This is a genomic window from Kushneria sp. Sum13, assembly GCF_052692355.1.
This window is the reverse complement of record NZ_CP199847.1, coordinates 2,666,117-2,692,720: the sequence shown is the minus strand read 5'-3', so window position 1 is coordinate 2,692,720 and position 26,604 is coordinate 2,666,117. Positions and strand designations below refer to the sequence as shown.

Below are 26,604 nucleotides of genomic sequence, written 5' to 3'. Positions count from 1 at the left end.
GAACAGCTTGTGCCAATGACGCGGCCAGCTGCAGGCTCTTCCAGTCACCATCAGTCACATCGCGGGTGACGACGATCAACGCCGCGGAAGCTGCAGGATGTCGCCGGTGGCTGGCGAATATCGGCACCACCACCGTGGGGCAGAACGGTGCGGCCAATACCTTGCCGCTCAGCACCAATACCGGCGTCGATACCGATGCCGCCGATACGACCCGCGATTACAGCGTCGATACCACCGCGCCGGTCGTCACCATCAGCCTCGATACCATCGCAGGCGATGATGTGATCAACGCCACAGAAGCCGGACAGGACGTCGCCATCACCGGTCAGGCCGGTGGTGATGCCGTGGCCGGTGACACCGTCACCGTCTCGGTCGGTGGTCAGAGCTACACCACTGCCGTGGGGCAGAACGGCGCGTTCAGCGTCGCGATGCCGGGCGCGGTACTGGCTCAAGCTGGCACCAGCACTGTGTCGGCTTCGGTTAGTCATGTTGATGCCGCCGGTAACGTTGGCAGCGACGACACCAGTCGCGATTACACCGTCGACACCACACCACCGGCGCTGTCGATCACACTCGATACGATTGCTGGCGACAACATCGTCAACGCCGACGAGTCGAATCAGACCATCCCGGTGACAGGATCCGTTTCGGGCGAGTTTGTGGCGGGCGATACAGTCACGCTGACGGTGGGCGACCAGAGCTACACCGGCACCTTGAATGCCGACGGCACGTTCTCGATCAATGTGCCGGGCTCTCAGCTTGCTGCCAATGACTCGCTGCAAGCGGTCGTCAATCACACCGACGCCGCGAGCAATGTCGGCTCGGCCAATACCGCCGTCAGCTATAGCGTCGACACCGATGCTCCAATCGTCACGATCTCGCTGGACACTATCGCGGGCGATGATGTAATCAACGCCGCGGAAGCCGATCAGGAGGTTGCCATCACCGGTCAGGCCGGCGGCGATGCGGTGGCCGGCGATACTGTCACGGTCTCGGTCGGTGGCCAGAACTACACCACCACCGTGGGTCAGAACGGTACGTTCAGTGTGGCAGTGCCGGGCTCGGTATTGGCTCAGGCCGGTGCCAATACCGTCAGTGCGTCCGTTTCGCATACGGATGCGGCCGGCAACGTCGGCAGCGCCGAGATCAGCCGCAGCTATGCGGTCGACACCGCGCCTCCTGAATTGGCTATCCAACTCGATACCATCGCCGGCGACAACATCATCAATGCCGATGAGTCGAACCAGACCATTCCGGTTACGGGATCGGTCAGCGGTGAATATGCTGCCGGCGATACCGTGATCCTGACGGTCGGTAGCCAGACCTACACCGGCGAGGTAAATGCCGACGGCACCTTCTCCATTAATGTGCCCGGCAGCCAGCTGGCACAGAACGATGCCATCCGTGCCGACGTCAGCCACACCGATGCGGCAGGGAACATCGGCTCTGCCAGCACGGCGGCCAGTTATGGCGTCGAGACGACTCTTCCGGTCGTCACTATCAGCCTCGACACGATCGCGGGTGATGACGTTATCAACGCGGCGGAAGCCGGTCAGGATGTCGCCATCACCGGTCAGGCCGGTGGGGACGCCGTGGCCGGTGATACCGTCACGGTATCGGTAGGTGGCCAGAGCTACACCACCATCGTGGGTCAGAACGGCGCGTTCAGCGTCGCGGTACCGGGCGCGGTATTGGCCGCTGCGGGCACCAGCACTGTCAGTGCCTCCGTTTCACATACTGACGCCGCAGGCAACGTCGGCAGCGCCGAAATCAGCCGCGGCTATGAAGTCGACGCCGCGCCTCCTGAATTGGCCATCCAGCTCGGCACGATCGCTGGCGACAACATCGTCAATGCTGAGGAATCAGGGCTCGATATTCCGGTGACCGGGTCTGTCAGCGGTGAGTTTGCGGCCGGCGATACCGTCACGTTGACAGTCGGTGATCAGAGCTACACCGGTGCGGTGAATGCCGACGGCACCTTCAGCATCGACGTGCCGGGTTCGCAGCTTGCGGCAAGTAGTTCAGTGCAGGCGAATGTCAGCCACACCGACGCGGCGGGCAATGTTGGTTCAGCGAATACTGCGGCCAGCTACGGCGTCGATACCGCTGCGCCGGTCGTCACCATCAGCCTCGATACCATCGCCGGCGATGACGTGATCAACTCGTCGGAAGCCGGGCAGGAGGTTGCCATCACCGGTCAGGCCGGCGGGGACGCCGTGGCCGGCGATACCGTTACCGTTTCGGTCGGTGGTCAGAACTACAACACTACGGTAGGGCAGAACGGCGCGTTCAGCGTGGCGGTGCCCGGTTCGGTGCTGGCCCAGGCCGGCACCAACACGATCAGTGCGTCCGTTTCGCATATCGATGCGGCGGGCAACGCTGGTAGCGCCGACACCAGCCGTGACTACTCGGTGGATACCGCACCGCCGGCGCTGTCGATCGCACTCGATACCATCGCCGGCGATGACGTGATCAACGCCGCGGAATCCGGGCAGGACGTTGCCATCACCGGTCAGGCCGGTGGTGATGCCGCGGCTGGTGACACCGTCACCGTCTCGGTTGGTGGGCAGAGTTACACCACCACGGTAGGGCAGAACGGTGCGTTCAGCATCGCCGTGCCGGGCGCGGTACTGGCAGCCGCGGGCACCAATACCGTCAGTGCGTCCGTCTCGCATACAGACGTCGCCGGCAACGTCGGCAGTGCCGACACCAGTCGTGACTACTCGGTGGATACCGCAACGCCGACACTGTCGATCACGCTGGATACCATCGCTGGCGACAACATCGTCAACGCTGACGAATCGAGCCAGACCATCGCGGTCACGGGATCCGTTTCCGGCGAGTTCACGACTGGCGATACCGTCACCCTGACGATCGGCGACCAGAACTACACTGGCGCCGTGAATGCCGACGGCACGTTCTCGATCAATGTGCCGGGCTCTCAGCTTGCCGCCAATGACGCCGTGCAGGCGAGTGTCAGTCACATTGACGCGGCCGGTAATATTGGCACGGCCAATACCGCCGTCAGCTATAGCGTCGACACCGATGCCTCTGTCGTCACCATCAGCCTCGATACCATCGCGGGCGATGATGTGATCAATGCGGCGGAAGCCGATCAGGAGGTTGCCATCACCGGTCGGGCCGGCGGGGACGCCGTGGCCGGTGACCCCGTCACCGTCTCGGTCGGCGGTCAGAGCTACACCACCACCGTGAGTCAGAACGGCGCGTTCAGCGTGGCCGTGCCGGGCGCGGTACTGGCCGCTGCGGGCACCAATACCGTGTCAGCTTCGGTCAGTCATGTTGATGCCGCCGGCAATACCGGCAGTGCCGACACCAGTCGCGATTACACCGTCGACGCTACCGCGCCGACGATGTCGATCACACTCGATACGATTGCCGGCGACAACATCGTCAATGCTGAGGAATCAGGGCTCGATATTCCGGTGACCGGATCGGTCAGCGGTGAGTTTGCGGCCGGTGATACCGTCACCCTGACGGTGGGTGATCAGAGTTATACCGGCGTCGTGAACGCCGACGGCACGTTCTCGATTAACGTGCCGGGCTCACAGCTTGCTGCCAATGACTCGGTGCAGGCAGTCATCAGTCACATTGACGCGGCCGGCAATGTCGGCTCGGCCAATACCGCCGTCAGCTACAGCGTCGATACCGCTGCGCCGATCGTCACCATCAGCCTCGATACCATCGCGGGTGATGACGTTCTTAACGCTGCGGAAGCTGATCAGGATGTTGCCATCACCGGTCAGGCCGGCGGGGACGCCGTGGCCGGTGATACCGTCACCGTCTCGGTCGGTGGTCAGAGCTACACCACCACCGTGGGTCAGAACGGCACGTTTAGCGTGGCCGTACCCGGCTCGGTGCTGGCTGCTGCGGGGATCAATACCGTCAGTGCGTCCGTCTCGCATACCGATGCGGCCGGTAACGTTGGCAGTGCCGAGACCACAAGTGACTACGCGGTGGACACTACACCGCCGGCGCTATCGATCACGCTCGACACCATCGCCGGTGACAACATCGTCAACGCCGACGAGACCGGTCAGAGCATCCCGGTCACGGGATCCGTTTCGGGCGAGTTTGCGGCCGGTGATACCGTCACCCTGACGGTCGGCGACCAGAACTACACTGGCGCCGTGAATGCCGACGGCACGTTCTCGATTAACGTGCCGGGCTCACAGCTTGCTGCCAATGACTCGGTGCAGGCAGTCATCAGTCACACCGATGCCGCGGGGAATATCGGCTCGGCCAACACCGCCGTCAGCTACGGCGTCGATACCGATGCCCCGATCGTCACCATCAGCCTCGACACCATCGCCGGCGATGACGTAGTTAACGCCGCGGAAGCTGGGCAGGACGTTGCCATCACCGGTCAGGCCGGTGGAGATGCCGTGGCCGGTGACACCGTCACCGTCTCGGTCGGTGGTCAGAGCTATACCACCACCGTGGGTCAGAACGGTGCGTTCAGCGTGGCCGTACCTGGTGCGGTACTGGCCTCTGCGGGCACCAACACCGTGTCAGCTTCGGTCAGTCATGTTGATGCCGCCGGTAACGTCGGCAGCGCCGATACGACCCGCGATTACACTGTCGACGCTACCGCGCCAGTGCTTTCGATCACGCTGGATACGACTGCCGGTGACAACATCGTCAACGCCGACGAGTCGAACCAGACCCTCCCGGTCACTGGTACGGTCAGCGGCGAATACGTCGCAGGTGACCTCGTTACGCTGACGGTCGGCGATCAGAGCTACACCGGTTCGGTCAATGCCGACGGTACCTTCTCGATCAACGTGCCGGGCAGTCAGCTGGCACAGAACACGTCCATCAGTGCTGCCGTCAGTCACACCGATGCGGCCGGTAATATCGGCTCGGCCAATACCGCGGCCAGCTACAGCGTCGACACCGATGCCCCGATCGTCACCATCAGCCTCGATATCATCGCCGGCAATGACGTGATCAACGCCGCGGAAGCCGGGCAGGATGTTGCCATCACCGGTCAGGCCGGTGGTGACGCCGTGACGGGTGACATCGTCACCGTCTCGGTCGGTGGTCAGAGCTACACTACTACCGTGGGTCAGAACGGCGCGTTCAGTGTCGCGGTCCCGGGATCAGTGCTGGCTCAGGCGGGCACCAATACCGTGTCGGCTTCGGTCAGTCATGTTGATGCCGCCGGTAACGTCGGCAGTGCCGAGACTACGCGTGACTACTCGGTGGATACCACACCACCGGCGCTGTCGATCACACTCGATACGATTGCCGGTGACAACATCGTCAATGCCGATGAGTCGAATCAGACCATCCCGGTGACCGGGTCGGTCAGCGGTGAGTTTGCGGGCGGCGATACCGTCAACCTGACGGTTGGCAATCAGAGCTACACCGGCACCGTGAATGCCGACGGTACCTTCTCGATTAACGTGCCGGGCAGCCAGCTGGCCCAGAATACCTCCATTAGCGCTGCCGTCAGTTACACCGATGCGGCCGGCAATGTCGGCTCGGCCAACACCGCGGCCAGTTACAGCGTCGACACTGCCGCGCCCGTGGTCACCATCAGCCTCGATACCATCGCGGGTGATGACGTTCTTAACGCCACGGAATCCGGACAGGATGTCACTATCACCGGTCAGGCCGGCGGGGACGCCGTGACTGGCGACATTGTCACCGTCTCGGTCGGTGGTCAGAGCTACACCACCACCGTGGGTCAGAACGGCACGTTTAGCGTGGCCGTACCCGGCTTGGTGCTGGCCGCTGCGGGTACCAACACGATCAGTGCCTCTGTTTCGCATACGGATGTGGCCGGTAACGTCGGCAGTGCCGACACCTCGCGCGATTACAGCGTCGATACTGCTGCGCCGATCGTCACGATCAGCCTCGATACCATCGCGGGTGATGACGTTCTTAACGCCACGGAATCCGGACAGGATGTCACTATCACCGGTCAGGCCGGCGGGGACGCCGTGACTGGCGACATTGTCACCGTCTCGGTCGGTGGTCAGAGCTACACCACCACCGTGGGTCAGAACGGCACGTTTAGCGTGGCCGTACCCGGCTCGGTGCTGGCCGCTGCGGGTACCAACACGATCAGTGCCTCTGTTTCGCATACGGATGTGGCCGGTAACGTCGGCAGTGCCGACACCTCGCGCGATTACAGCGTCGATACTGCTGCGCCGATCGTCACCATCAGCCTCGACACTATCGCCGGCGATGACGTCCTTAACGCCGCGGAAGCCGGCCAGGACGTTGCCCTCACCGGTCAGGCCGGCGGGGACGCCGTGGCTGGCGACCCCGTCACCGTTTCGGTCGGCGGTCAGAGTTACACCACCACCGTGGGGCAGAACGGCGTGTTCAGCGTTGCGGTTCCGGGCAGTGTGCTGGCCGCTGCGGGCACCAATACCGTCAGTGCCTCCGTTTCGCATACCGATGTGGCGAGCAATACCGGCAGTGCCGACACCAGCCGCGATTACACCGTTGATACCACACCGCCGGCGCTGTCGATCACGCTGGATACGATTGCTGGCGACAACATCGTCAACGCCGACGAGTCGAATCAGACTATCCCAGTCACGGGCACCGTTTCAGGCGATTTTGTGGCGGGCGATACCGTCACCCTGACGGTGGGTGATCAGAGCTACACCGGCACCTTGAATGCCGACGGCACGTTCTCGATCAATGTGCCGGGCTCTCAGCTTGCCGCCAATGACGCCGTGCAGGCGAGTGTCAGTCACATTGACGCGGCCGGTAATATTGGCACGGCCAATACGGCGGCCAGTTATGGCGTCGATACCGATGCCTCTGTCGTCACCATCAGCCTCGATACCATCGCGGGCGATGATGTAATCAACGCCGCGGAAGCCGATCAGGAGGTTGCCATCACCGGTCGGGCCGGCGGGGACGCCGTGGCCGGTGACCCCGTCACCGTCTCGGTCGGCGGTCAGAGCTACACCACCACCGTGAGTCAGAACGGCGCGTTCAGCGTGGCCGTGCCGGGCGCGGTACTGGCCGCTGCGGGCACCAATACCGTGTCAGCTTCGGTCAGTCATGTTGATGCCGCCGGCAATACCGGCAGTGCCGACACCAGTCGCGATTACACCGTCGACGCTACCGCGCCGACGATGTCGATCACACTCGATACGATTGCCGGCGACAACATCGTCAATGCTGAGGAATCAGGGCTCGATATTCCGGTGACCGGATCGGTCAGCGGTGAGTTTGCGGCCGGTGATACCGTCACGCTGACGGTGGGCGACCAAAGCTACACCGGTTCGGTCGATGTTGACGGCACGTTCTCGATTAACGTGCCCGGCAGCCAGCTGGCCCAGAACAGTTCCATTAGTGCCGAGGTCAGCCATACCGATGCGGCCGACAATATCGGCTCGGCCAATACCGCCGTCAGCTATAGCGTCGACACCGATGCGCCGATCGTCACCATCAGCCTCGATACCATCGCCGGCGATGACGTGATCAATGCCGCGGAAGCCGGACAGGATGTTGCCATCACCGGTCAGGTCGGTGGGAACGCCGTGGCTGGCGACACCGTCATCGTCTCGGTCGGCGGTCAGAGTTACACCACCACCGTGGGTCAGAACGGCGCATTCAGCGTGGCTGTACCGGGTGCGGTACTGGCTCAGGCTGGCACCAGCACTGTGTCTGCTTCGGTCAGTCATGTTGATGCGGCTGGCAACGTCGGCAGTGCCGACACCAGCCGCGATTACACCGTCGACATCACGCCTCCGACACTGTCGATCGCACTCGATACCATTGCCGGTGACAACATCGTCAACGCCGATGAGTCGAATCAGACCCTCCCGGTGACCGGGTCGGTCAGCGGCGAATACGTCGCAGGTGACCTTGTTACGCTGACGGTCGGCAATCAGAGCTACACCGGCACCGTGAATGCCGACGGTACCTTCTCGATTAACGTGCCGGGTTCGCAGCTTGCTGCCAATAATTCTGTGCAAGCAAACGTTAGCCATACCGATGCGGCCGGTAATATCGGCTCGGCCAATACTGCTGCCAGTTACAGCGTCGATACCGGCGCACCCATGGTTACCATCAGCCTCGATACCATCGCGGGCGATGATGTGATCAATGCGGCGGAAGCCGATCAGGACGTTGCCATCACAGGTCAGGCCGGCGGGGACGCCGTGGCTGGCGACACTGTCACCGTCTCGGTCGGCGGGCAGAGCTATACCACCACAGTAGGGCAGAACGGTTCGTTCAGTGTCGTGGTGCCGGGTAGTGTTCTTGCCGCTGCCGGCACTAACACCGTGTCGGCTTCGGTCAGTCATGTTGATGCCGCCGGCAACGTCGGTAGCGCCGAGACCACACGTGACTACTCGGTGGATACCACACCGCCGGCGCTGTCGATCACGCTCGATACCATCGCCGGTGACAACATCGTCAATGCTGAGGAATCAGGGCTCGATATTCCGGTGACCGGGTCGATCAGCGGTGAGTACGCCGCGGGCGATACCGTCACCCTGACGGTCGGTGATCAGAGCTACACCGGCACCTTGAATGCCGACGGCACCTTCTCGATCAACGTGCCGGGCTCGCAGCTTGCTGCCAATGACTCGGTGCAGGCAGTCATCAGTCACACCGATGTCGCGGGGAATATCGGCTCGGCCAATACTGCGGCCAGTTACAGCGTCGATACCGACGCCCCCGTGGTTACCATCAGCCTCGATACCATCGCGGGCGATGATGTGATCAATGCGGCGGAAGCCGGTCAGGACGTTGCCATCACTGGTCAGGCCGGCGGGGACGCCGTGGCTGGCGACACCGTCACCGTCTCGGTCGGTGGTCAGAGCTACACCACCACCGTGGGTCAGAACGGCGCGTTCAGTGTGGCCGTACCGGGCGCGGTACTGGCCGCTACGGGCACCAATACCGTGTCGGCTTCGGTCAGTCATGTTGATGCCGCCGGCAATACAGGCAGTGCCGAGACCACTCGAGATTACACCGTCGATACCACACCGCCGGCGCTGTCGATCACCCTGGATACCATTGCCGGCGACAACATCGTCAACGCCGACGAGTCCGGTCAGAGCATCCCGGTCACGGGCAGCGTTTCCGGCGAGTTTGCGGCCGGCGATATCGTCACCCTGACGGTTGGCAATCAGAGCTACACCGGCGCTGTGAATGCCGACGGTACGTTCTCGATCAACGTGCCCGGCAGCCAGCTGGCCCAGAACAGCTCCATTAGTGCCGAGGTCAGCCATACCGATGCAGCCGGCAATGTCGGCTCGGCCAATACCGCCGTCAGCTACAGCGTCGATACCGATGCGCCGGTCGTCACCATCAGCCTCGATACCATCGCGGGCGATGACGTTCTTAACGCCACGGAAGCCGATCAGGAGGTTGCCATCACCGGTCAGGCCGGCGGGGACGCCGTGGCCGGTGACACCGTCACCGTCTCGGTCGGTGGTCAGAGCTACACCACCACGGTAGGGCAGAACGGCGCGTTCAGCGTCGCGGTGCCGGGTAGTGTTCTTGCCGCTGCCGGCACTAACACTGTGTCGGCTTCGGTCAGTCATGTTGATGCCGCCGGTAACGTTGGCAGCGCCGATACGACCCGCGATTACAGCGTCGATACCGACGCCCCCGTGGTCACCATCAGCCTCGATACCATCGCGGGCGATGATGTGATCAACGCCGCGGAAGCCGGGCAGGATGTTGCCATCACAGGTCAGGCCGGCGGGGACGCCGTGGCTGGCGACACCGTCACCGTCTCGGTCGGCGGTCAGAGCTACACCACCACGGTAGGGCAGAACGACGCGTTCAGCGTCGCGGTGCCGGGTAGTGTTCTTGCCGCTGCCGGCACTAACACTGTGTCGGCTTCGGTCAGTCATGTTGATGCCGCCGGTAACGTTGGCAGCGCCGATACGACCCGCGATTACAGCGTCGATACCGACGCCCCCGTGGTCACCATCAGCCTCGATACCATCGCGGGCGATGATGTAATCAACGCCGCGGAAGCCGGGCAGGAGGTTGCCATCACCGGTCAGGCCGGCGGTGACGCCGTGGCAGGTGACACCGTCACCGTCTCGGTCGGTGGCCAGAACTACACCACCACCGTGGGTCAGAACGGTGCGTTCAGCGTGGCCGTACCCGGCTCGGTGCTGGCCGCTGCGGGTGCCAATACCGTCAGTGCGTCCGTTTCGCATACCGATGCGGCGGGCAACGTCGGTAGTGCCGATACAAGTCGTGACTACTCGGTGGATACCACACCGCCGGCGCTGTCGATCACACTGGATACCATTACCGGCGACAACATCGTCAATGCCGATGAGGCCGGTCAGAGCATTCCGGTCACGGGCGCCGTTTCGGGTGAGTTTACGGCCGGCGATACCGTCACCCTGACGGTGGGCGATCAGAGTTATACCGGCGCTGTGAATGCCGACGGTACGTTCTCGATCAACGTGCCGGGCTCGCAGTTGGCCCAGAACAGTTCCATTAGTGCCGAGATCAGCCATACCGACGCCGCTGGCAATACCGGCTCGGCCAATACCGCCGTCAGCTATAGCGTCGACACCGATGCCCCGGTCGTCACCATCAGCCTCGATACCATCGCGGGCGATGATGTGATCAACGCCGCGGAAGCCGATCAGGAGGTTACCATCACCGGTCAGGCCGGTGGGAACGCCGTGGCTGGCGACACTGTCACCGTCTCGGTCGGTGGCCAGAACTACACCACTACCGTGGGTCAGAACGGTTCGTTTAGCGTCGTCTTGCCGGGCGCGGTACTGGCCGCTGCGGGAATCAATACCGTCAGTGCCTCTGTTTCGCATACGGATGTGGCGGGCAACGTCGGCAGCGCCGACACCTCGCGCGATTACAGCGTCGACACTGCCTTGCCGGCGCTTTCGATCGCACTCGATACCGTTGCCGGGGACAACATCGTTAACGCCGACGAGGCTGGTCAGAGCATCCCGGTGACCGGGTCGATCAGCGGTGAGTACGCCGCGGGCGATACCGTCACCCTGACGGTGGGCGACCAGAACTACACTGGCGCTGTGAATACCGACGGCACGTTCTCGATCAACGTGCCGGGCTCACAGCTTGCTGCCAATGACTCGGTGCAGGCAGTCATCAGTCACACCGATGCGGCCGGCAATACCGGCTCGGCCAATACCGCCGTCAACTATAGCGTCGATACCGATGCGCCCGTGGTCACCATCAGCCTCGATACCATCGCCGGCGATGACGTTCTTAACGCCGCGGAAGCCGATCAGGACGTTGCCATCACCGGTCAGGCCGGTGGAGACGCCGTAGCCGGTGACATCGTCACCATCTCGGTCGGCGGTCAGAGCTACACCACGACCGTTGGTCAGAACGGTGCGTTCAGCGTGGCCATACCCGGCTCGGTGCTGGCCGCTGCGGGCACCAATACCGTCAGTGCGTCCGTTTCGCATACCGACGTCGCCGGTAATGTCGGTAGTGCCGAAACGACTCGTGATTATCAAACGGATGTTCTGCCGCCGGAGGCTCAGGCGGATACCGGCAGTACCGAGCAGGATGTCATCCTGACGGTGGATGCGGCCAATGGCGTACTGGCCAACGACACGGACCCGGACAGCGACAATGCGACGCTGCGAGTCGTGGCGATCAATGATGACGTCGGCAGCGTCGGACAGCAGATTGCAGGTTCCAATGGCGGGCAGTTTACGGTTGCAGCGGATGGCAGCTATCAGTTCCAGCCCGGCGACGCCTTTGACTATCTGCCGGCCGGGCAAACCGCCACCACCCAGATCCGTTATACGGTCAGCGATGCACAGGGTAATGCCAGTACCACCACCCTGATCGTGACCGTTACAGGCACCAATGATCTGCCGGTCATCACCGGTACAGCTACCGGTAGCGTGACTGAAGCGACCATTACGCAGGCTCAGGAAAGTGAGCAGGTCACAAGCAATGAGCTGTATACGATGACCGGCTCGTTGACCGATACGCTTTCCGGGCTGCTCAACCTGAGCATTCTGCCCAGTACGGTGATCCCGGGCGTCGGCACGCTGGGGCTTTTGAATATCAATACCGATGGCAGCTTCAGCTATCAGGTTGATCGATCAAGCCTTGCCACGCTGGCCGAAGGTCAGGTCAGGGTCGATCTGTTTCAGTTCACCGATACGCTGGGCAATACCCATTCGGTCAGCGTCGCTCTGGTCGGTACGGCTCAGGGCACTGTGGTTGGTCAGCCCATCATCGATGGGCTGGCAGGGGATACGCTGGATCTCTCCGGCGAGCTGTCACTCGAGGCCGGGGTGACGGTGAATCCGGGCGAAGCCATTCCGACGCTCGGGGCTCTGGGCACGCTGACGATCGGTCTCGATGGGCGTTTTGTTTATAGCCTGCTCAGTGGTAGTGCACCGGTGCTGGCGAAAGGGGAAATTCGCGCTGAGGCCTTCAATTACGTGGATGCTGCCGGCAATACGCACAGCGTCACAATCAACCTGGTGGGGACGGGCGGGGTTCCCGTGCTGGCCGGCCCGGGGGATATGGTTGTTGGGGAAACGGGCGGAAGTACTCCGACAATACTGACGACCTCGGGTGTATTGAATGTCAGTGATATCGATACCGACGAAAGTGCCTTTGTCCCGGAGAGCATTCAGGCAGCGCCGGATACGCTGGGGACGCTGACCATTACGCCCGATGGGCAGTGGCAGTATCAGGTCGATAACGATCAGGTGCGCTATCTCAATGAGGGCGAGACTCGGGAGGAAGTCTTTACGGTTTATACCGTGGACGGCACCGCGCAGACCATCACCGTCACGATCAACGGGGTCAATAACCCCGCCGTGATCGGTGGACAGGACACTGGCGTGGTCACGGAGGTCGTGCCCACCAGCGACACGTCGGTATTGAGCAGCAGCCTGGCCTCCTTCGGCGGGCTTCTGGGCGGTTTGCTGGGCAGTATTTCACTGCTGTCGACCTCCATTCTGCCGACGTTGGGAACACTGGGTCATCTGTCGATCGATGTGTCGGGCAGTATCAGTTATGGCATCGATAATGGCCTGCTGCCGACGCTGGCTGAAGGCCAGATCAAGGTGGAAACCTTCAGCGTGCTGGATAGCAATGGTCAGTTGCACCAGGTCACGGTCAATCTGGTGGGTACGGCCAATGGCACGACAGTCGGTCTTCCTGTTCTGGATGGGCTGCTGGCTCAGGGCGGTCAGCTCGATGTTGGGCTCAGTGTTTCTCTGGATCCAGTTAGCGTTGTCTCAAGCGATGGCAATCTCGGCGCATTGACGATCGACGCTACCGGCAGGTGGACCTATCACGTTGACCAGAGCGCCACGCTGTCGCTGGGCATCGGGGTCGTCAAGCCCGAGATATTCACCGTGACCGACGTACTCGGCAATCTGCATACCATCGTGGTCAATCTGACTGGCGAGGCCGGTGGGGCACTGATCAGTCTGCCGGACTCTGGCGGTGAGAGCGCCGATCCAATGCTGGTCACCAGCGGTGTACTGACCATTCGTGATGCTGACGTCGATGAAGCTGCCTTTGATCCGTCAAGTGTGACATCACCGGCCGGTACGCTGGGAAGTCTCACGCTGGCCGCTGACGGTCAGTGGGTGTATAGCGTGCCCAACAGTGTCATTGCCTATCTGGGCGCGGGGCAGACGAAGGTGGAAACCTTTACCGTGTCCTCACTGGATGGCACGACGCATACCATTACGGTCACCGTTGTCGGCAAAAACAGTCCGGTCGAGGCTGTGGCTGACACTGGAACGATCGATGAAGACAATGCGCTGGTGGTGAATGCCGCACAGGGGGTATTGAGCAATGATCAGGACCCGGATGCCTCGGCCGTTCTAAGCGTCAGCGCTGTCAATGGCTCGTCGGCAGGCGTCGGGCAGGCGGTGGCCGGAAGCAATGGCGGCAGCTTTATTCTCAATGCTGACGGCAGCTATACCTTCAATCCGGGAACGGCGTTTCAGGCGCTAGCCGAGGGCAGTCAGCAGACCACCTCGATTACCTATACCGTCAGCGACGGTCAGGGAGGCTCGGCCGATACCACCCTGACGGTGACCGTGACCGGTAATGTGGATGCGCCGACCATTCAGGTCGTCGATCAGAGCACTGGTAGCGGCAGCATTCTGGGCGGTTCGCTGGGTCTGATTGCCGATGTCTATCAGGGCGCGGCATCGCTGCTGACGGACACTCTGGGCAACATCATTACCAGTCTCGGCGGTGCCATCGGCGGTGTCGGTACGCTTCTGACCGATGCAGGCACGCTGCTGGGCGGCAGTGGCTCCTTGCTTGGGGGGCTGGTGACCAGCACCGGTGAGGTCCTTACCGAGACAGGCTCAACGGTCTCCTCGGTTGACGTCGGTGAACTGGATCTTCTTGGCGCGCTGGTGCCGACCACCTCAACGACCGCTTCATCCGGGCTCAACACCTCGATTGCCGCAGGTAATGCCTATGCCAGCCAGGGCATGATCTATCTGGAAGCCGGGCATACCTACACCTTCAGCGGCAGCGCTCATGGCGGAGCGTTACTGTCGGTCGGGGGGCAGGCCCTGCTGGCCAGTACCTCGCTGGGCGGCACCTACAACTCGGTGTCCTTTACGCCCACCGCCAGTGGCTACTATCCGGTCGAGCTGTATGTAGGCAATACCTCAACCTCCGCGCAGACCTTCTCGATCGGGCTGAGTGTCGATGGCGGCGCACTGCTGCCACTGTCATCGCTGAATTTTGGCCTTTATGACAGTCCGGACACACTGATCGGTGCGCAGCTTTCCTTCTCACCGCTGAGCGTTGACGCCGGCATCAGTTATTACCCGGTACATGAAAATCAGGGCATGACCGGAACCCGTATTGAGCTGGGCACGCCGGTGGCGGCACTGACCGATACGATCGGCAACGAAACGCTGTCGATCTCGGCCAGCAATCTGCCGGTGGGGTCAGTGCTCAGCGATGGGGCCGGCCACAGTGTGACGATCACTTCAAATACCCAGTCGATAGTACTCGATGGCTGGTCGCTGCCCGATTTGAAACTGCTGCCGCCGGCAGGCTTCGTGGGCGTGATTCCGATGGTGTTCACGGCGACAGCCACCGGTGTTCAGGGAGGGCAGGCGTCCACTTCCGTGACCCAGAACGTAGCGGTGTTTGCCGCCAGTCCGGATCGCGGCAGTGTGACGGAAGATCAGTCCCCCGATACGCTGACCACAACCGATACGCTGTTGCTGGTCGACAGCCAGAATCAGCAGGTCGCCATCGACCCGACCAGTGTCACGCCGGCACAGGGCAATCTGGGCAGTCTTGTCATCAACGCCCAGGGACAGTGGACCTATAGCGTGCCCAACTCGGTCACCCAGTCACTGGGCATGGGTCAGACAAAAGTCGACACCTTCACCGTCAAGGCGGTGGACGGCTCGACCCAGACCATTCGTGTGACCGTCAACGGCGTTAATGATGCGCCGCTTGCAGCGATCGATGCGGGCACGACCGGTGAAAAGGCAACGCTGGTGGTCAATGCGGCCAGCGGCGTGCTGGCCAATGACCGCGATGTCGACAGCGGTGACACGCTGCGCGTCACTCAGGTCAACGGCAGTTCGACAGGACTGGGCCAGGCGGTGGCCGGCAGCAACGGCGGCGTTTTCGTGCTCAACGGCGATGGCAGCTACAGCTTCAATCCGGGTGCGGATTTCAACCGGCTGGCCGTCGGTCAGACCGCGACCAGCACGGTCAGCTATACCGTCAGCGATAATCATGGCGGTACCTCGGTCACGACGCTCTCGGTAACGGTCACCGGTACCAACGATGCCCCGGTGGCGCGTCTCGATACCGGCATGACCAACGAGGACACTCGCCTGGTCGTCAGTGCCACCAACGGAGTGCTGTCCAACGACACCGATATCGATGCCGGTACCGTGCTGAGCGTGGCGGCCGTCAACGGGGTGAGTGGCGGTGTGGGAACTGCCGTGGCCGGCAACGGCGGCGGTACGTTCACGATCAAGGCCGATGGCAGCTACAGCTTCGACCCGGGTCAGGCCTTCCAGAATCTGACCGAAGGCGCCAGCAAGACCTCCTCGGTGCAATATACCGTCAGCGACGGCCAGGGGGGTACGGCGGTCAGCACGCTCACGGTGACCGTGACCGGTGCCGTGGACAAACCGCTCATCAGCGTGGTCGAGCATTCGCTTTCAGCGATTGAAACCGGGGCACTAGCCAACAGTCAGGGGCTTGAGGTCACCTATTATCAGCAGGTGGCCACCACTAGCGCCTGGAACACGGCGGCAAACCTGCCGACACTCATGGCGGATAAAACGCCAGCGACGCAAGGCACTGTCAGCGGTGGCATCAATTACACCGTCAATGCCGGTGATGCCTATAGCGTCAAGGGCGTGATGTATCTGGAAGCCGGACACAGCTATCGCTTCACGGGCGGCTACGACGACACGCTACTGTTTACGGTGGGTGACAAAACACTGCTGGGTAAAGACTACAACTCGTGGGGGACCTACGACACTGCCACCATCACGCCAACCGTCAGCGGCTATTATCCGGTCGGCGTCTACATGACCAACTACAGTTTCGCGGGCAACCTTGCCATTACGGTGGCGGTGGACGGCGGTATTCCCAAAACGCTTAACAACAGCAACTTTGCGCTCTACCCGAGCATTTCGGCGGTCTCCAGTGCCACGCTGCCCTTCACGCCGCAGCAGACCGACAGCGGCGGTTATCGTTATTACGCCGTCAAGGAGGACCAGGGGGTTACCGGTTCACGCATCGAGCTGGGCACGCCCACCGCGGCATTAACGGATACGCTGGGGCCCAGCGAGACGCTGAAGCTGAGCATCGCTAACCTGCCTGCAGGCTCGATTCTCAGTGATAGCGCCGGCAACAGCGTGACCGTGACCGGTCCCACACAGCAGATTTCGTTGACCGGCTGGTCGCTGGATACGCTGCGTCTGGTGCCGCCGACCGGTTATACCGGCACCATCGCAACGCTCTATACCGCGACGGCCATCGGAGTGAATGGCGGTACGGCAAGCGCCACCGTGACGCAGAACGTGCTGGTCTTCCCGGCATCGCAGCATATCGGGGCGGTCACGGAAGATACGGCCGCCACGCTTACCAGCAGCAATACGATTGTTGTTCTGGACAGCGCCAATCAGCCGATAGCCTTCCAGGCGGGCGTCGGCGCGCCGGTCGGCAACACGCTGGGCTCGCTGTCCATCGATGCCGGCGGCAAATGGACCTACAGCGTGGATAACGCGAAGGTACAGTCGCTGGGCGCCGGCGCCACAAAGGTGGAAACGTTCACGGTCACCGCCGCCGACGGCTCGAAACAGACGATTTCGGTCACCATCACTGGCGTCAATGATACGCCGGTGGCAATGGCCGATTACGCCTCGGTCAGCGGTCAGGGCGAGCAGAAGATGGTGTATCTATCGACCAGCACTGGAACCCTGGAAGCCTGGAACCTGATGACGGGGACGCAGACCAGTGTGACCCTCAAAACACCGCTGGGTGGCAGCATACCGACGCTTGGGGATATTGCGACCAGCAATACGCCCGGGCGACTGTTCGGCGTGAGTTACTCGACAACCTCGGGGGGGACCACGCTCTACAGCATCAACGCCACGACCGGCGTGGCCACTTCGCTGGGCAATCTGGCGGGCACGCTGGGTCTGGCGGCCCTGACGCTGATGCCCAGTGGCCAGCTGCTGGCGGCCAGCTATAACAACACCGGTCTCTATCAGATTAATCCGATAACACTGAAAGTGACCCAGGTGGCCACCAGCCCCTTCCTGTCAGGGGGCGATCTGCAATATGTCGGAGGGCATCTCTACAGCTCGGACCAGAACGGACGAGTCTATGAACTGCCCATCAACAGTGATGGCACGATCGGAAGTGGCTCGATATCACTGGTGGCGACCATGCCGGCGCAGGTCTACGGGCTTGCCAAGGATGCCAGCGGCAATCTGTTGATCATGACCACGGACAACAAGGCCACACCCATGAACGTGGATACGCACGCATTGGGTACGCCGACAGCACTGACAAGCCTGGGAAGCGGTGTGCTCTATGGTGCTGCAGGCAATGTGGGACTGGCGACCGAGGGCGTGCCCACCGCCACAGGCAATGTGCTGGCCAATGACAAGGATATCGACAGTGGCGATCGGCTGAGTGTCACCGGGGCAACCAACAGCGTGGCCGGCAGTTCGGCGGCAGTGGCGGCGGGCGGCAGTACGATCCTGCAGGGCGTTTATGGCACGCTGACACTCGGGGCCGATGGTAGCTACAGCTACCGGCTTGACCCTGACCGGCCCACCAGCCGCGCGCTGCTCGGTGGCAAAACGGCCGATGACACCTTCAGCTACACCGTCAGCGACGGCAAGGGTGGCACCGCCACAGCGTCGCTTGCCATACAGGTGACCGGCAGTACGCATAACCAGGCCCCGACCGCGTCCGATTTCACGGTCATGCTGACCACGACCAGCATCAGCAGTGATGTGGTGTACATCGATTTTGCTCGCCAGGGAAAATTGCACGATCTGGAAAGTGGCTCAAACCTCGGCGTGGTCATCACCTCGATTCCCATCAATGGCGTGCTCTATTCCGGCACCACCGCCGTGACGGTCAATGATGTGCTGTCCGGCAAGGTGTTTGATCCCACTACGCTGACCTACAACCCCGGAAATCAGCCCGGCTTTCTGGGTATCGGTGATGCTGGCCCTCAGGCTGACAGGTTCACCTTTGCCACGGTCGATGGCAGCGGCCAGCACAGCAGCGACCACACGGTCACGCTCAGCAATAATCAGCTGCTGGGCCTGGGGGCCGGGACTTCGGTCAACGTGGTCTCCGGCAGTAGCGTTGGAGGAACGGCAGGTGATGATCTGGAACTGGGAACGATTGGCAATGACATTCTGACCGGCGGCGATGGCAAAGACCTCCTGTTCGGCTATAGCGGCAGCGACACTCTGCGCGGCGGTGCCGGTAACGATCGCCTCTACGGCGGTGCCGGCAACGATCTGCTGGAGGGCGATACCGGTAACGATCTGCTGGCAGGGGGCTCAGGCAACGACATTCTGACCGGCGGCGAGGGCAGCGATACCTTTGCCTGGATGCGAGGAGATCAGGGCACCAGCGCCAGCCCGGCGGTAGATCGCATTACCGACTTCACTCGCGGCAGTGGCGGCGATGTCCTCGATCTGTCAGATCTGCTCGATATCGGCGGCAGCGGCAGCAACGCCCAGGATGCCAGTCTCGCCTCTCAGTATCTGCACTTCGTCAAGGGCGAGGCGAGTGGGGCGCCGGGCACGGCAGGCAACAATAGCTCCACACTCGAGATCAAGACCGACGGGCCGGGAGGCAGCGTGACCCAGAAGATCGTGTTCAGTGGCGTGGACTTCACCACTCTGGGCAATTCCGATACGGAGATCATCAAGACGCTGCTGGACAACGGCAATCTCAAGACGAACCTGGATGGGTAGAAGAACAGCGCGCCGCTTTCAATGATCGTGAATCCGGAAATAGCCGTATAAATCATCGCTATTTCGGACAAAAGCCGGCGGCGGCGCGGCCCACAATAAGACGCGGGCGTAGGACCATGCGCCCTGTCATGTGGCGCCTGCCGCCAGTGTCAGTTCTTCGTGAAATCGAAAGAGAAGGGGCAGCAGCTTGGTAGATGAACCGACACCACTTCGCCCGGACCCCGTTGGCGAGAAGGAAAGCGACCCGCTGTTGCAGTCGTTGGTCTTTCTATCGCGCCATCATGGTGAGCCCCGTTCAAGCGAGGTCATCAGCGCCGGTCTGCCGTTGGAAGATGGCCGGCTGACGCTGTCGCTTCTGCCGCGCGCGGCCAACCGCGCCGGGCTTTCGGCCAAACTGGTCAGCCAGCGCCCTGACCGCGTCGCCGACATCCTTTTGCCCTGTATCGTGATTCTCAAGGGCCGTCGTGCTGCGATCATGCTGTCACGCGACAGCGAGCGCAAAAACGCCACCATCTATCTGCCCGAAGCCGACGGGACGCAGGAGATCCTCATGGATAGCCTGTGTGAGGAGGCCACCGGTCAGGTTGTCTATATCCGGCGTGAGCACCGTTTTGACGAGCGCGCTCCGGAAACCGTCAAGCTGGCCGAAGGGCACTGGTTCTGGTCCACCATCAAGCTCTCCACGCCGATCTACCGTGATGTCCTGATCGCCTCGCTCCTGATCAACCTGTTTGCGCTGGCCGCGCCGCTTTTCACCATGAATGTTTATGACAAGGTGGTGCCCAATATGGCGTTCGATACGCTCTGGGTACTGGCCAGCGGCATGGGCATCATCGTGGCGTTTGATCTGTTGGTGCGTCAGGTGCGGGCCTTTTTTCTCGATACGGCCGGGCGCAAGTCGGAGGTGCTACTTTCCTCGAAAATCTTTGCCAAGGTCATGAACCTTCGCATGGACGCTCGCCCCGTGTCGGTCGGTGCCTTTGTCAAGAATTTGCAGGAGTTCGATTCGGTTCGCGACTTCTTTACGTCAATGACCATGACCACTGTGGTGGACATGCCCTTTGCCATCTTCTTTCTGGTGGTGATCTGGATTGTGGGTGGCCCGCTGGTATGGGTGCCTATCATCGCGTTGTTGATCCTGCTGGGATACAGCATCGTGATTCAATGGCCGATGAAACGCTCGATCGAGCTGGGCTCACGTCTGGCGACCGAAAAACATGCGCGTCTGGTCGAGAGCGTGGCCGGGCTTGAAAGTCTTAAACTTGCCAATGCTCAGGGCGACACCCAGCGCCGCTACGAGCGCGCGGTCGGGGAAATTTCCCGCTGGGGTGTGAAAAGCCGAAACCTCTCGACGTCCGTGTCATCGCTCACCATGAGCGTCAACCAGCTGGCGACCGTGGCGCTGGTCATTTATGGCGTTTATCTGATCGGGGATGCGCAACTTTCCATGGGCGCCCTGATCGCCGCGGTCATGCTGACCGGACGGGCTCTGCAGCCGCTGGCCCAGATGGCGCTTTTGATCACGCGCCTGGGGCAAACCCGCAGCGCCATGGCCGCCATTGACCAGATCATGCAGATGCCCGAGGAAGTCGAAGAGGGCAAGAATTACGTGCACCGTGACCGGCTAAACATGCGCATCGAATTTGATCATGTCGGTTTTCAGTACTCGCCCGAGTCTCCCGAGATCCTGCACGACGTCTCCCTGACCATCGAGCCCGGCGAGCGCGTGGGTATCATCGGTCGCATGGGCGCCGGCAAGAGCACCCTGCAGCGCATGATGACCGGGCTTTATCGTGCCACCAGCGGCAGCCTGCGCATTGATGGGCTGGACATCAATCAGCTTCACCCGGCCGATGTGCGCCGCCATATCGGCCACGCCGGTCAGGACAGTGCGCTCTTTTTTGGCACCATTCGCGAGAACATCACGCTGGGTCAGCCCCACGCCAGCGACGAGGCCATTCAACGCGCCGCGGATGTGGCCGGCGTGGCCGAATTTACCCGCCATGATCCGGACGGGCTGGACCGCCAGGTCGGTGAGGGCGGTCGACTGCTCTCCAGCGGTCAGCGCCAGTCGGTACTGATGGCGCGGGCGCTTCTGACCCGCGCACCGCTGCTGCTGCTCGACGAGCCGGGTGCCCATCTGGACAACCGCGCCGAGGCCAGACTGCGGCGGGTGCTCATGGACATGCCGCGCAGCCAGAGCGTGGTGCTGGTCACCCACAAGAGCTCGATGCTGGAAGTGGTGGATCGTCTGATCGTGCTCGATCAGGGCCGCATCATTGCCGATGGTCCCAAGGCCAGCGTGCTCAAGGCGCTCAATGAGGGTCGTGTCCACGCGCCGGGTAACGGCCCGGGGCCGGGAGCGGCCAGTGCGACAGATCCGGAGGTGCGCCATGGCACTGCTGGCTAGAAAGGGGCGCTGGCCGCGTCCGGGCAGCCATGAGCTTGAACTGGCCGACGATGCCAGCGCCGCCATGCTGCTGGCCACGCCCTGGCGCTCACGCATTCTCCTGTGGGTGCTGCTGGCGGTACTGGGTGCCTTTATTGCCTGGGCGGCGCTGGCACACGTCGAGATCGTGACCCGGGGCACCGGCCAGGTCGTACCCTCGACCCGTTTGCAGACCATCCAGAACCTGGAGGGCGGGATCGTGCGCGAGCTCTACGTGCGCCAGGGCGATATCGTCGAGCCCGGCCAGCCGCTGGCGCGTATCGACCCGACCCGTGCCAGCTCCGATCTTGCCGAGCGTGAATCCACCCTGGCCGGACTTCAGTCCATCATCGCCCAGTATCAGGCCGAGCTGTCGTCGGTGACCATCAATCCTGACGCCGCCAGCTGGCAGGATCAGGTCGTGATTACCCAGCAGCCGCCAGAGTTTGATGAAGCCTTTCGTTCAGGCAATTCAACGCTGGCCTCAACTGCCGCTGAAGGCTATCGCGAGCGTATCGGTGGGCTGCGCACCCAGCTCGATCAGGCTCGCGATCAGATTGCCCAGCGCACTCAGGAGCTCAGCGAGCTGCGCTCGCGCGTGGCCAGCCTGTCGCGCAGCTATCAGCTGGCCAGTCAGCAGCTGGCGATTACCACGCCGCTGGTGCAGGAGGGCGTGGTCTCCCGGGTCGATCTGCTCGAGCAGCAGCGTCAGGTCAATGACCTGCGCGGGGAGCTGGAGTCGGCGCGCCTGTCGATTCCGTCCAAGCAGGCCGAGCTGCAGGAAACCATCAGCCGGCGTCGTGATCTGGCCGCACAGTTCCGGGTACGCAGCGCCGATGCCCTGAGCGAAGCCCAGGGCCGGCTCGAGAGCCAGCAGCAGGGACGCATCAGCCTGCAGGATCGACTGGACAGGACGCTGGTGACCTCACCGGTGCAGGGCAGTGTGCGCACCATCAACGTCAATACCGTGGGCGGTGTCATCGAGCCCGGTGCGAGCCTGATGGAGATCGTGCCCATCGAGGATCAGCTGCAGATCGATGTGCGCATTCCGCCGCGTGATATCGGCTTCATCCATCCGGGGCTGCCGGCCACGGTCAAGCTCTCGGCCTATGACTTCACCATCTATGGCGGGCTCAAGGGCGTGGTACAGCGCATCAGTCCGGATACGGTTCAGGACGAGAAGGGCAACAGTTTTTACGAGGTCACCGTCGTGACCGATGAGAACCATCTGGGGAGTGACAGCAATGCAATGACCATCATCCCCGGCATGCAGGCAAGCGTTGATGTGATCACGGGCGATCAAACCATCCTGCAGTATCTGCTCAAGCCGATATTGAGAGCGCAGCAGGGGGCTCTGCGGGAACGTTGAGTGCGCTCACGCCAGAAAAATGACAAAGGGATCAGGGGGTTGTGATGAAAAAGTGGTGGGCCGGGTGTTTTGTGCTCTCACTCACAGGGGCAGCGCAGGCGCAGTCGCTTGACGACGCCGTGACGCAGGCCATCATGGAAAACCCCATAACGCGCACGGAAGTCGCCCGCTATGAGCAGTTCAGAGACGACGCTCGCGCGCAGCGAGGCGCCTGGCTGCCGTCGGTGGATCTGGAGGCGCGTGCCGGGCGTGGCCGTAACGAAAGTGAAGTCAACGGACTTGATCGCTCGAGCGACCCGCACAACTATCGCCGCGGCTCCATCACGCTCTCCCAGCTGATCTGGGATAACAATCGCACGCTCGAGCGGGTGCGCAACGCCGACAGTCAGATCGACTATCAGCGCTGGGAAGTGGCAGCCGCGGCCAATCGGGTCGGGCTTGCCACCATCGAGACCTATCTCGATGTCCTGCAGACCCAGCGGCTCGTGGAGCTGGCCGAGCGCAACGTCGATACCCACCAGAACATCGCCGCCGACATCCGTCGTCGCAGCGAACTGGGTGCCGGCACGGCCACTGATGCAAGCCAGGTGGACGGCCGTCTGGCCCGGGCCCAGTCCAGCCTGATTGCGGCCTACAACAACCGCGAGGACGCTATCTCCTCCTTTGTGCGCCTGGTGGGTATGCCACCCCGCGATCTGATGCTGCCCGACGAGGTGGATCTGGCCCCCGTTCCGGACGATCTCGAGCAGGCGCAGGCCATGGCCAACGAAAATAACCCCATTCTGGTGGCCGCCCGTCATTCGGTGACGGCTGCCGGTCATGAGGTCGGCGCCGAGCGCAGTGATTTTCTGCCCGAGCTGCGCTTTCAGGCCAGCCGGATGACCAGCCGGGATTATGACTTCGAGGGCAGCCGGGCCAACGACTGGAACGCCGAGCTTGTGATGTCGTGGAATCTCTACCGCGGCGGCAGCGACATGGCACAGCTGCACGCTCGCCAGCACTCGCTGGAAGCCGTGCAGTATGACAGCGACCGCGCCCTGCGCGAGGTGCGCGACGAGTTGCGTCTGGCCTGGAACGCCCGCGACTACGTGACCAGTCAGTTGCCCTATCTGGCGCGCCACGTTGATGCCAGCGAACAGACCCGGGTCAACTACCGCAAACAGTTTGATATTGGTCGGCGCACCCTGCTGGATGTACTGGACAGCGAAACCGAGCTCTACGGGGCCCAGCAGGATCAGCTGCAGGCGCGTTTTGCCCTGATGCGTGCACGCTATCGCCTGCTGGCGGTGACCGGCCATCTGCTCGACACCCTTCAGATTCGTGTGGGGCAGGGCGATGTTGACGGTGAACAGCTGCTCGGTGTGGGCGGCATGGCACCTGGAGGCGAGTCATGAGTCTCTTTCATCGTCTGGTGGCCGGCGTGGCCGGACTGCTGCTGATCTTCTCGATCGGCATCTTTGCCATCAACGTCCAGCACGCTCGTCAGTCGCTGCTTGATAGCCAGCGCATGGAAACGGCCAACATGACTCAGGGGCTGAGCCTGGCACTGGTGCAGTTCATTGAGGAGGGGGACTGGACCAGCGTTCGAACGCTGTTGCAGGCCACCTCGGACGGCAGCTTCGTCAGTGCGCTCAGGCTCGAGGCGGTGGGGCTGGACGAGCCGATCGTGGTGCAAAATCCGGGAACCACCAAGGCGCCTGGCTGGTTCCAGTCGCTGATCGCGCTGCCACAGCTGTCCAATCGGCGCGAAATTTCCGGCGGCTGGTCGCCGCTGGGCACCATCATGCTCGAAGCCGACAACACGCTGCCCTATAACCAGCTGTGGAATCTGGGGCTTCATCTGCTGCTGTGGCTGGCCGTCGGCATGGCGCTGACACTGGCACTGTGCGCGCTGGGGTTCCGGCGACTGTTGACGCCGCTGCATCGACTTTCCCGCTATATCGAAACTCTCCAGATCGAGGGCTATGCCGGGCCGATTGAATCTACCCGCATTCGCGAGCTCAAGGGCATTACCCTGGCGGTCAACCAGCTCAGCGCGCGGCTCAATGATCAGTTCGTTGCACAGACCGCGCAGGTCATTCGTCTACAGCGCATGGCCGAACAGGATGCTGTCTCGCAGCTGGGGAACCGTGCCTATCTGACCCGCATTCTGGATGAGTGGCTGTCGGCGCCCGAAAGCGGGGCGCTGGTGATTCTGCGCATCGACCATCTCAGCGAGATCTATCGACGCGACGGTTTTGAAGAGCGCGATAACGCCATTCGTGCCATCGGTCATTATCTGCTGGGCATCAGCGTGCAGGGCAATCCCATTCAGGCGGCCAGACTCTCGGCGGAAGAGTTTGCCCTGATCGTGCCCGATGACAGCTATGATCACCGTGAGGAACTGCTGCTGACCCTGCTGGATCGCATTGACGACATCGTGGACATCAATCCGCTGGATGAGGCGCGGGTCCATCATGCCTGCGCCGGTGTCGTGCTGCGCGAGCCCGGTCTTCAGCGGGTCGCCATGCTGTCCAAGGCTGACAGTGCACTGCGCCAGGCCATTGAAACTGATCAGCGCTGGTATATCGCACCACGCGAGGCGCGCCACAGTGAACGCAGCCGCGGTGAATGGCGCATGGTGATCGACCGTGCCCTGTCCAGCGATTCAGCATCGTTCGTAGCGCAGCCGGTGTTGCTCAATGATGGTCAGGAGCTGCATCGAGAGCTTTTCATGCGGCTCAGGGAAGGGGATGAAGTGCATCTGGCCTCGGCCTTTTTGCCCATTGCCCGTCATTTCGGCATCGGGGCCCAGATGGACCGTTACGTGCTGGACTGGCTGAGTCGTCATGGTCATGGCACCAGCTGCCGGCTGGCCGTGAACCTGACCCAGGACCTGATTGGCAGTGATGCAGAAGTCGACGGCCTCATCGAGTGGCTGAAAACCTATCCGACGCTGGCCGGTCGCCTGGACCTGGAAGTGACCGAAGAGAGCGTGTTGCGCCATACCGACAACGTTCAGCGTCTTTTCCGCGTGGCATGGAATCTGGAGGGCCGCGGCGGTATCGACCGGTTTGCCCGTAATCTGAATTCCCTGCCGATTCTTTCCAGGCTGCGGCCGGATTACGTCAAGATCGATCAGACCTTTTTCGTGCGTGATGACGTCGATAACGAGTTTTTGCACAGCCTGTGCATGGCCGCCCATCAGATCGAGGCGCTGGTGATCGTGACGCGTGTCGAGTCCGAAGCGCAGCGCCAGCGGGTAAGTGACATCGGTGCCGATGGTTATCAGGGCTATCTCGCACCGGCCGTGCCATTGAACCCCGTGGTCAATTGATCGACGCATCGGCCGATAGACAAGCATGATCTGACGG

The 26,604-nt window shown here is 62.1% G+C and carries 5 protein-coding genes; all 5 read left to right on the top strand.

Translation table 11 applies throughout. The features are described from left to right. Window positions 1-65: 65 nt before the first annotated feature. Window positions 66-19,454 (top strand): Ig-like domain-containing protein, encoded by a 19,389-nt coding sequence (locus ACUN8C_RS12500; RefSeq protein ID WP_445619515.1) that lies wholly within the window; start codon window positions 66-68, stop codon window positions 19,452-19,454. A 187-nt stretch (window positions 19,455-19,641) separates the two neighbouring features. Continuing rightward, entirely contained in the window at window positions 19,642-21,864 is a 2,223-nt protein-coding gene (locus tag ACUN8C_RS12495) for a type I secretion system permease/ATPase (protein ID WP_445619514.1), read from the top strand. Then, on the top strand, window positions 21,848-23,251 hold the full coding sequence (locus ACUN8C_RS12490) for an HlyD family type I secretion periplasmic adaptor subunit (protein WP_445619513.1): 1,404 nt from the start codon (window positions 21,848-21,850) through the stop codon (window positions 23,249-23,251). The genes ACUN8C_RS12495 and ACUN8C_RS12490 overlap by 17 nt, the downstream gene beginning before the upstream one ends. A 44-nt stretch (window positions 23,252-23,295) precedes the next feature. Then, window positions 23,296-24,645 carry a TolC family outer membrane protein gene (locus ACUN8C_RS12485; protein ID WP_445619512.1) on the top strand — a complete coding sequence of 450 codons (1,350 nt, stop codon included), beginning with the start codon at window positions 23,296-23,298 and terminating at the stop codon, window positions 24,643-24,645. Continuing rightward, on the top strand, window positions 24,642-26,567 hold the full coding sequence (locus ACUN8C_RS12480; protein ID WP_445619511.1) for an EAL domain-containing protein: 1,926 nt from the start codon (window positions 24,642-24,644) through the stop codon (window positions 26,565-26,567). Before ACUN8C_RS12485 ends, ACUN8C_RS12480 begins: the two co-directional genes overlap by 4 nt. Window positions 26,568-26,604: the final 37 nt, after the last annotated feature.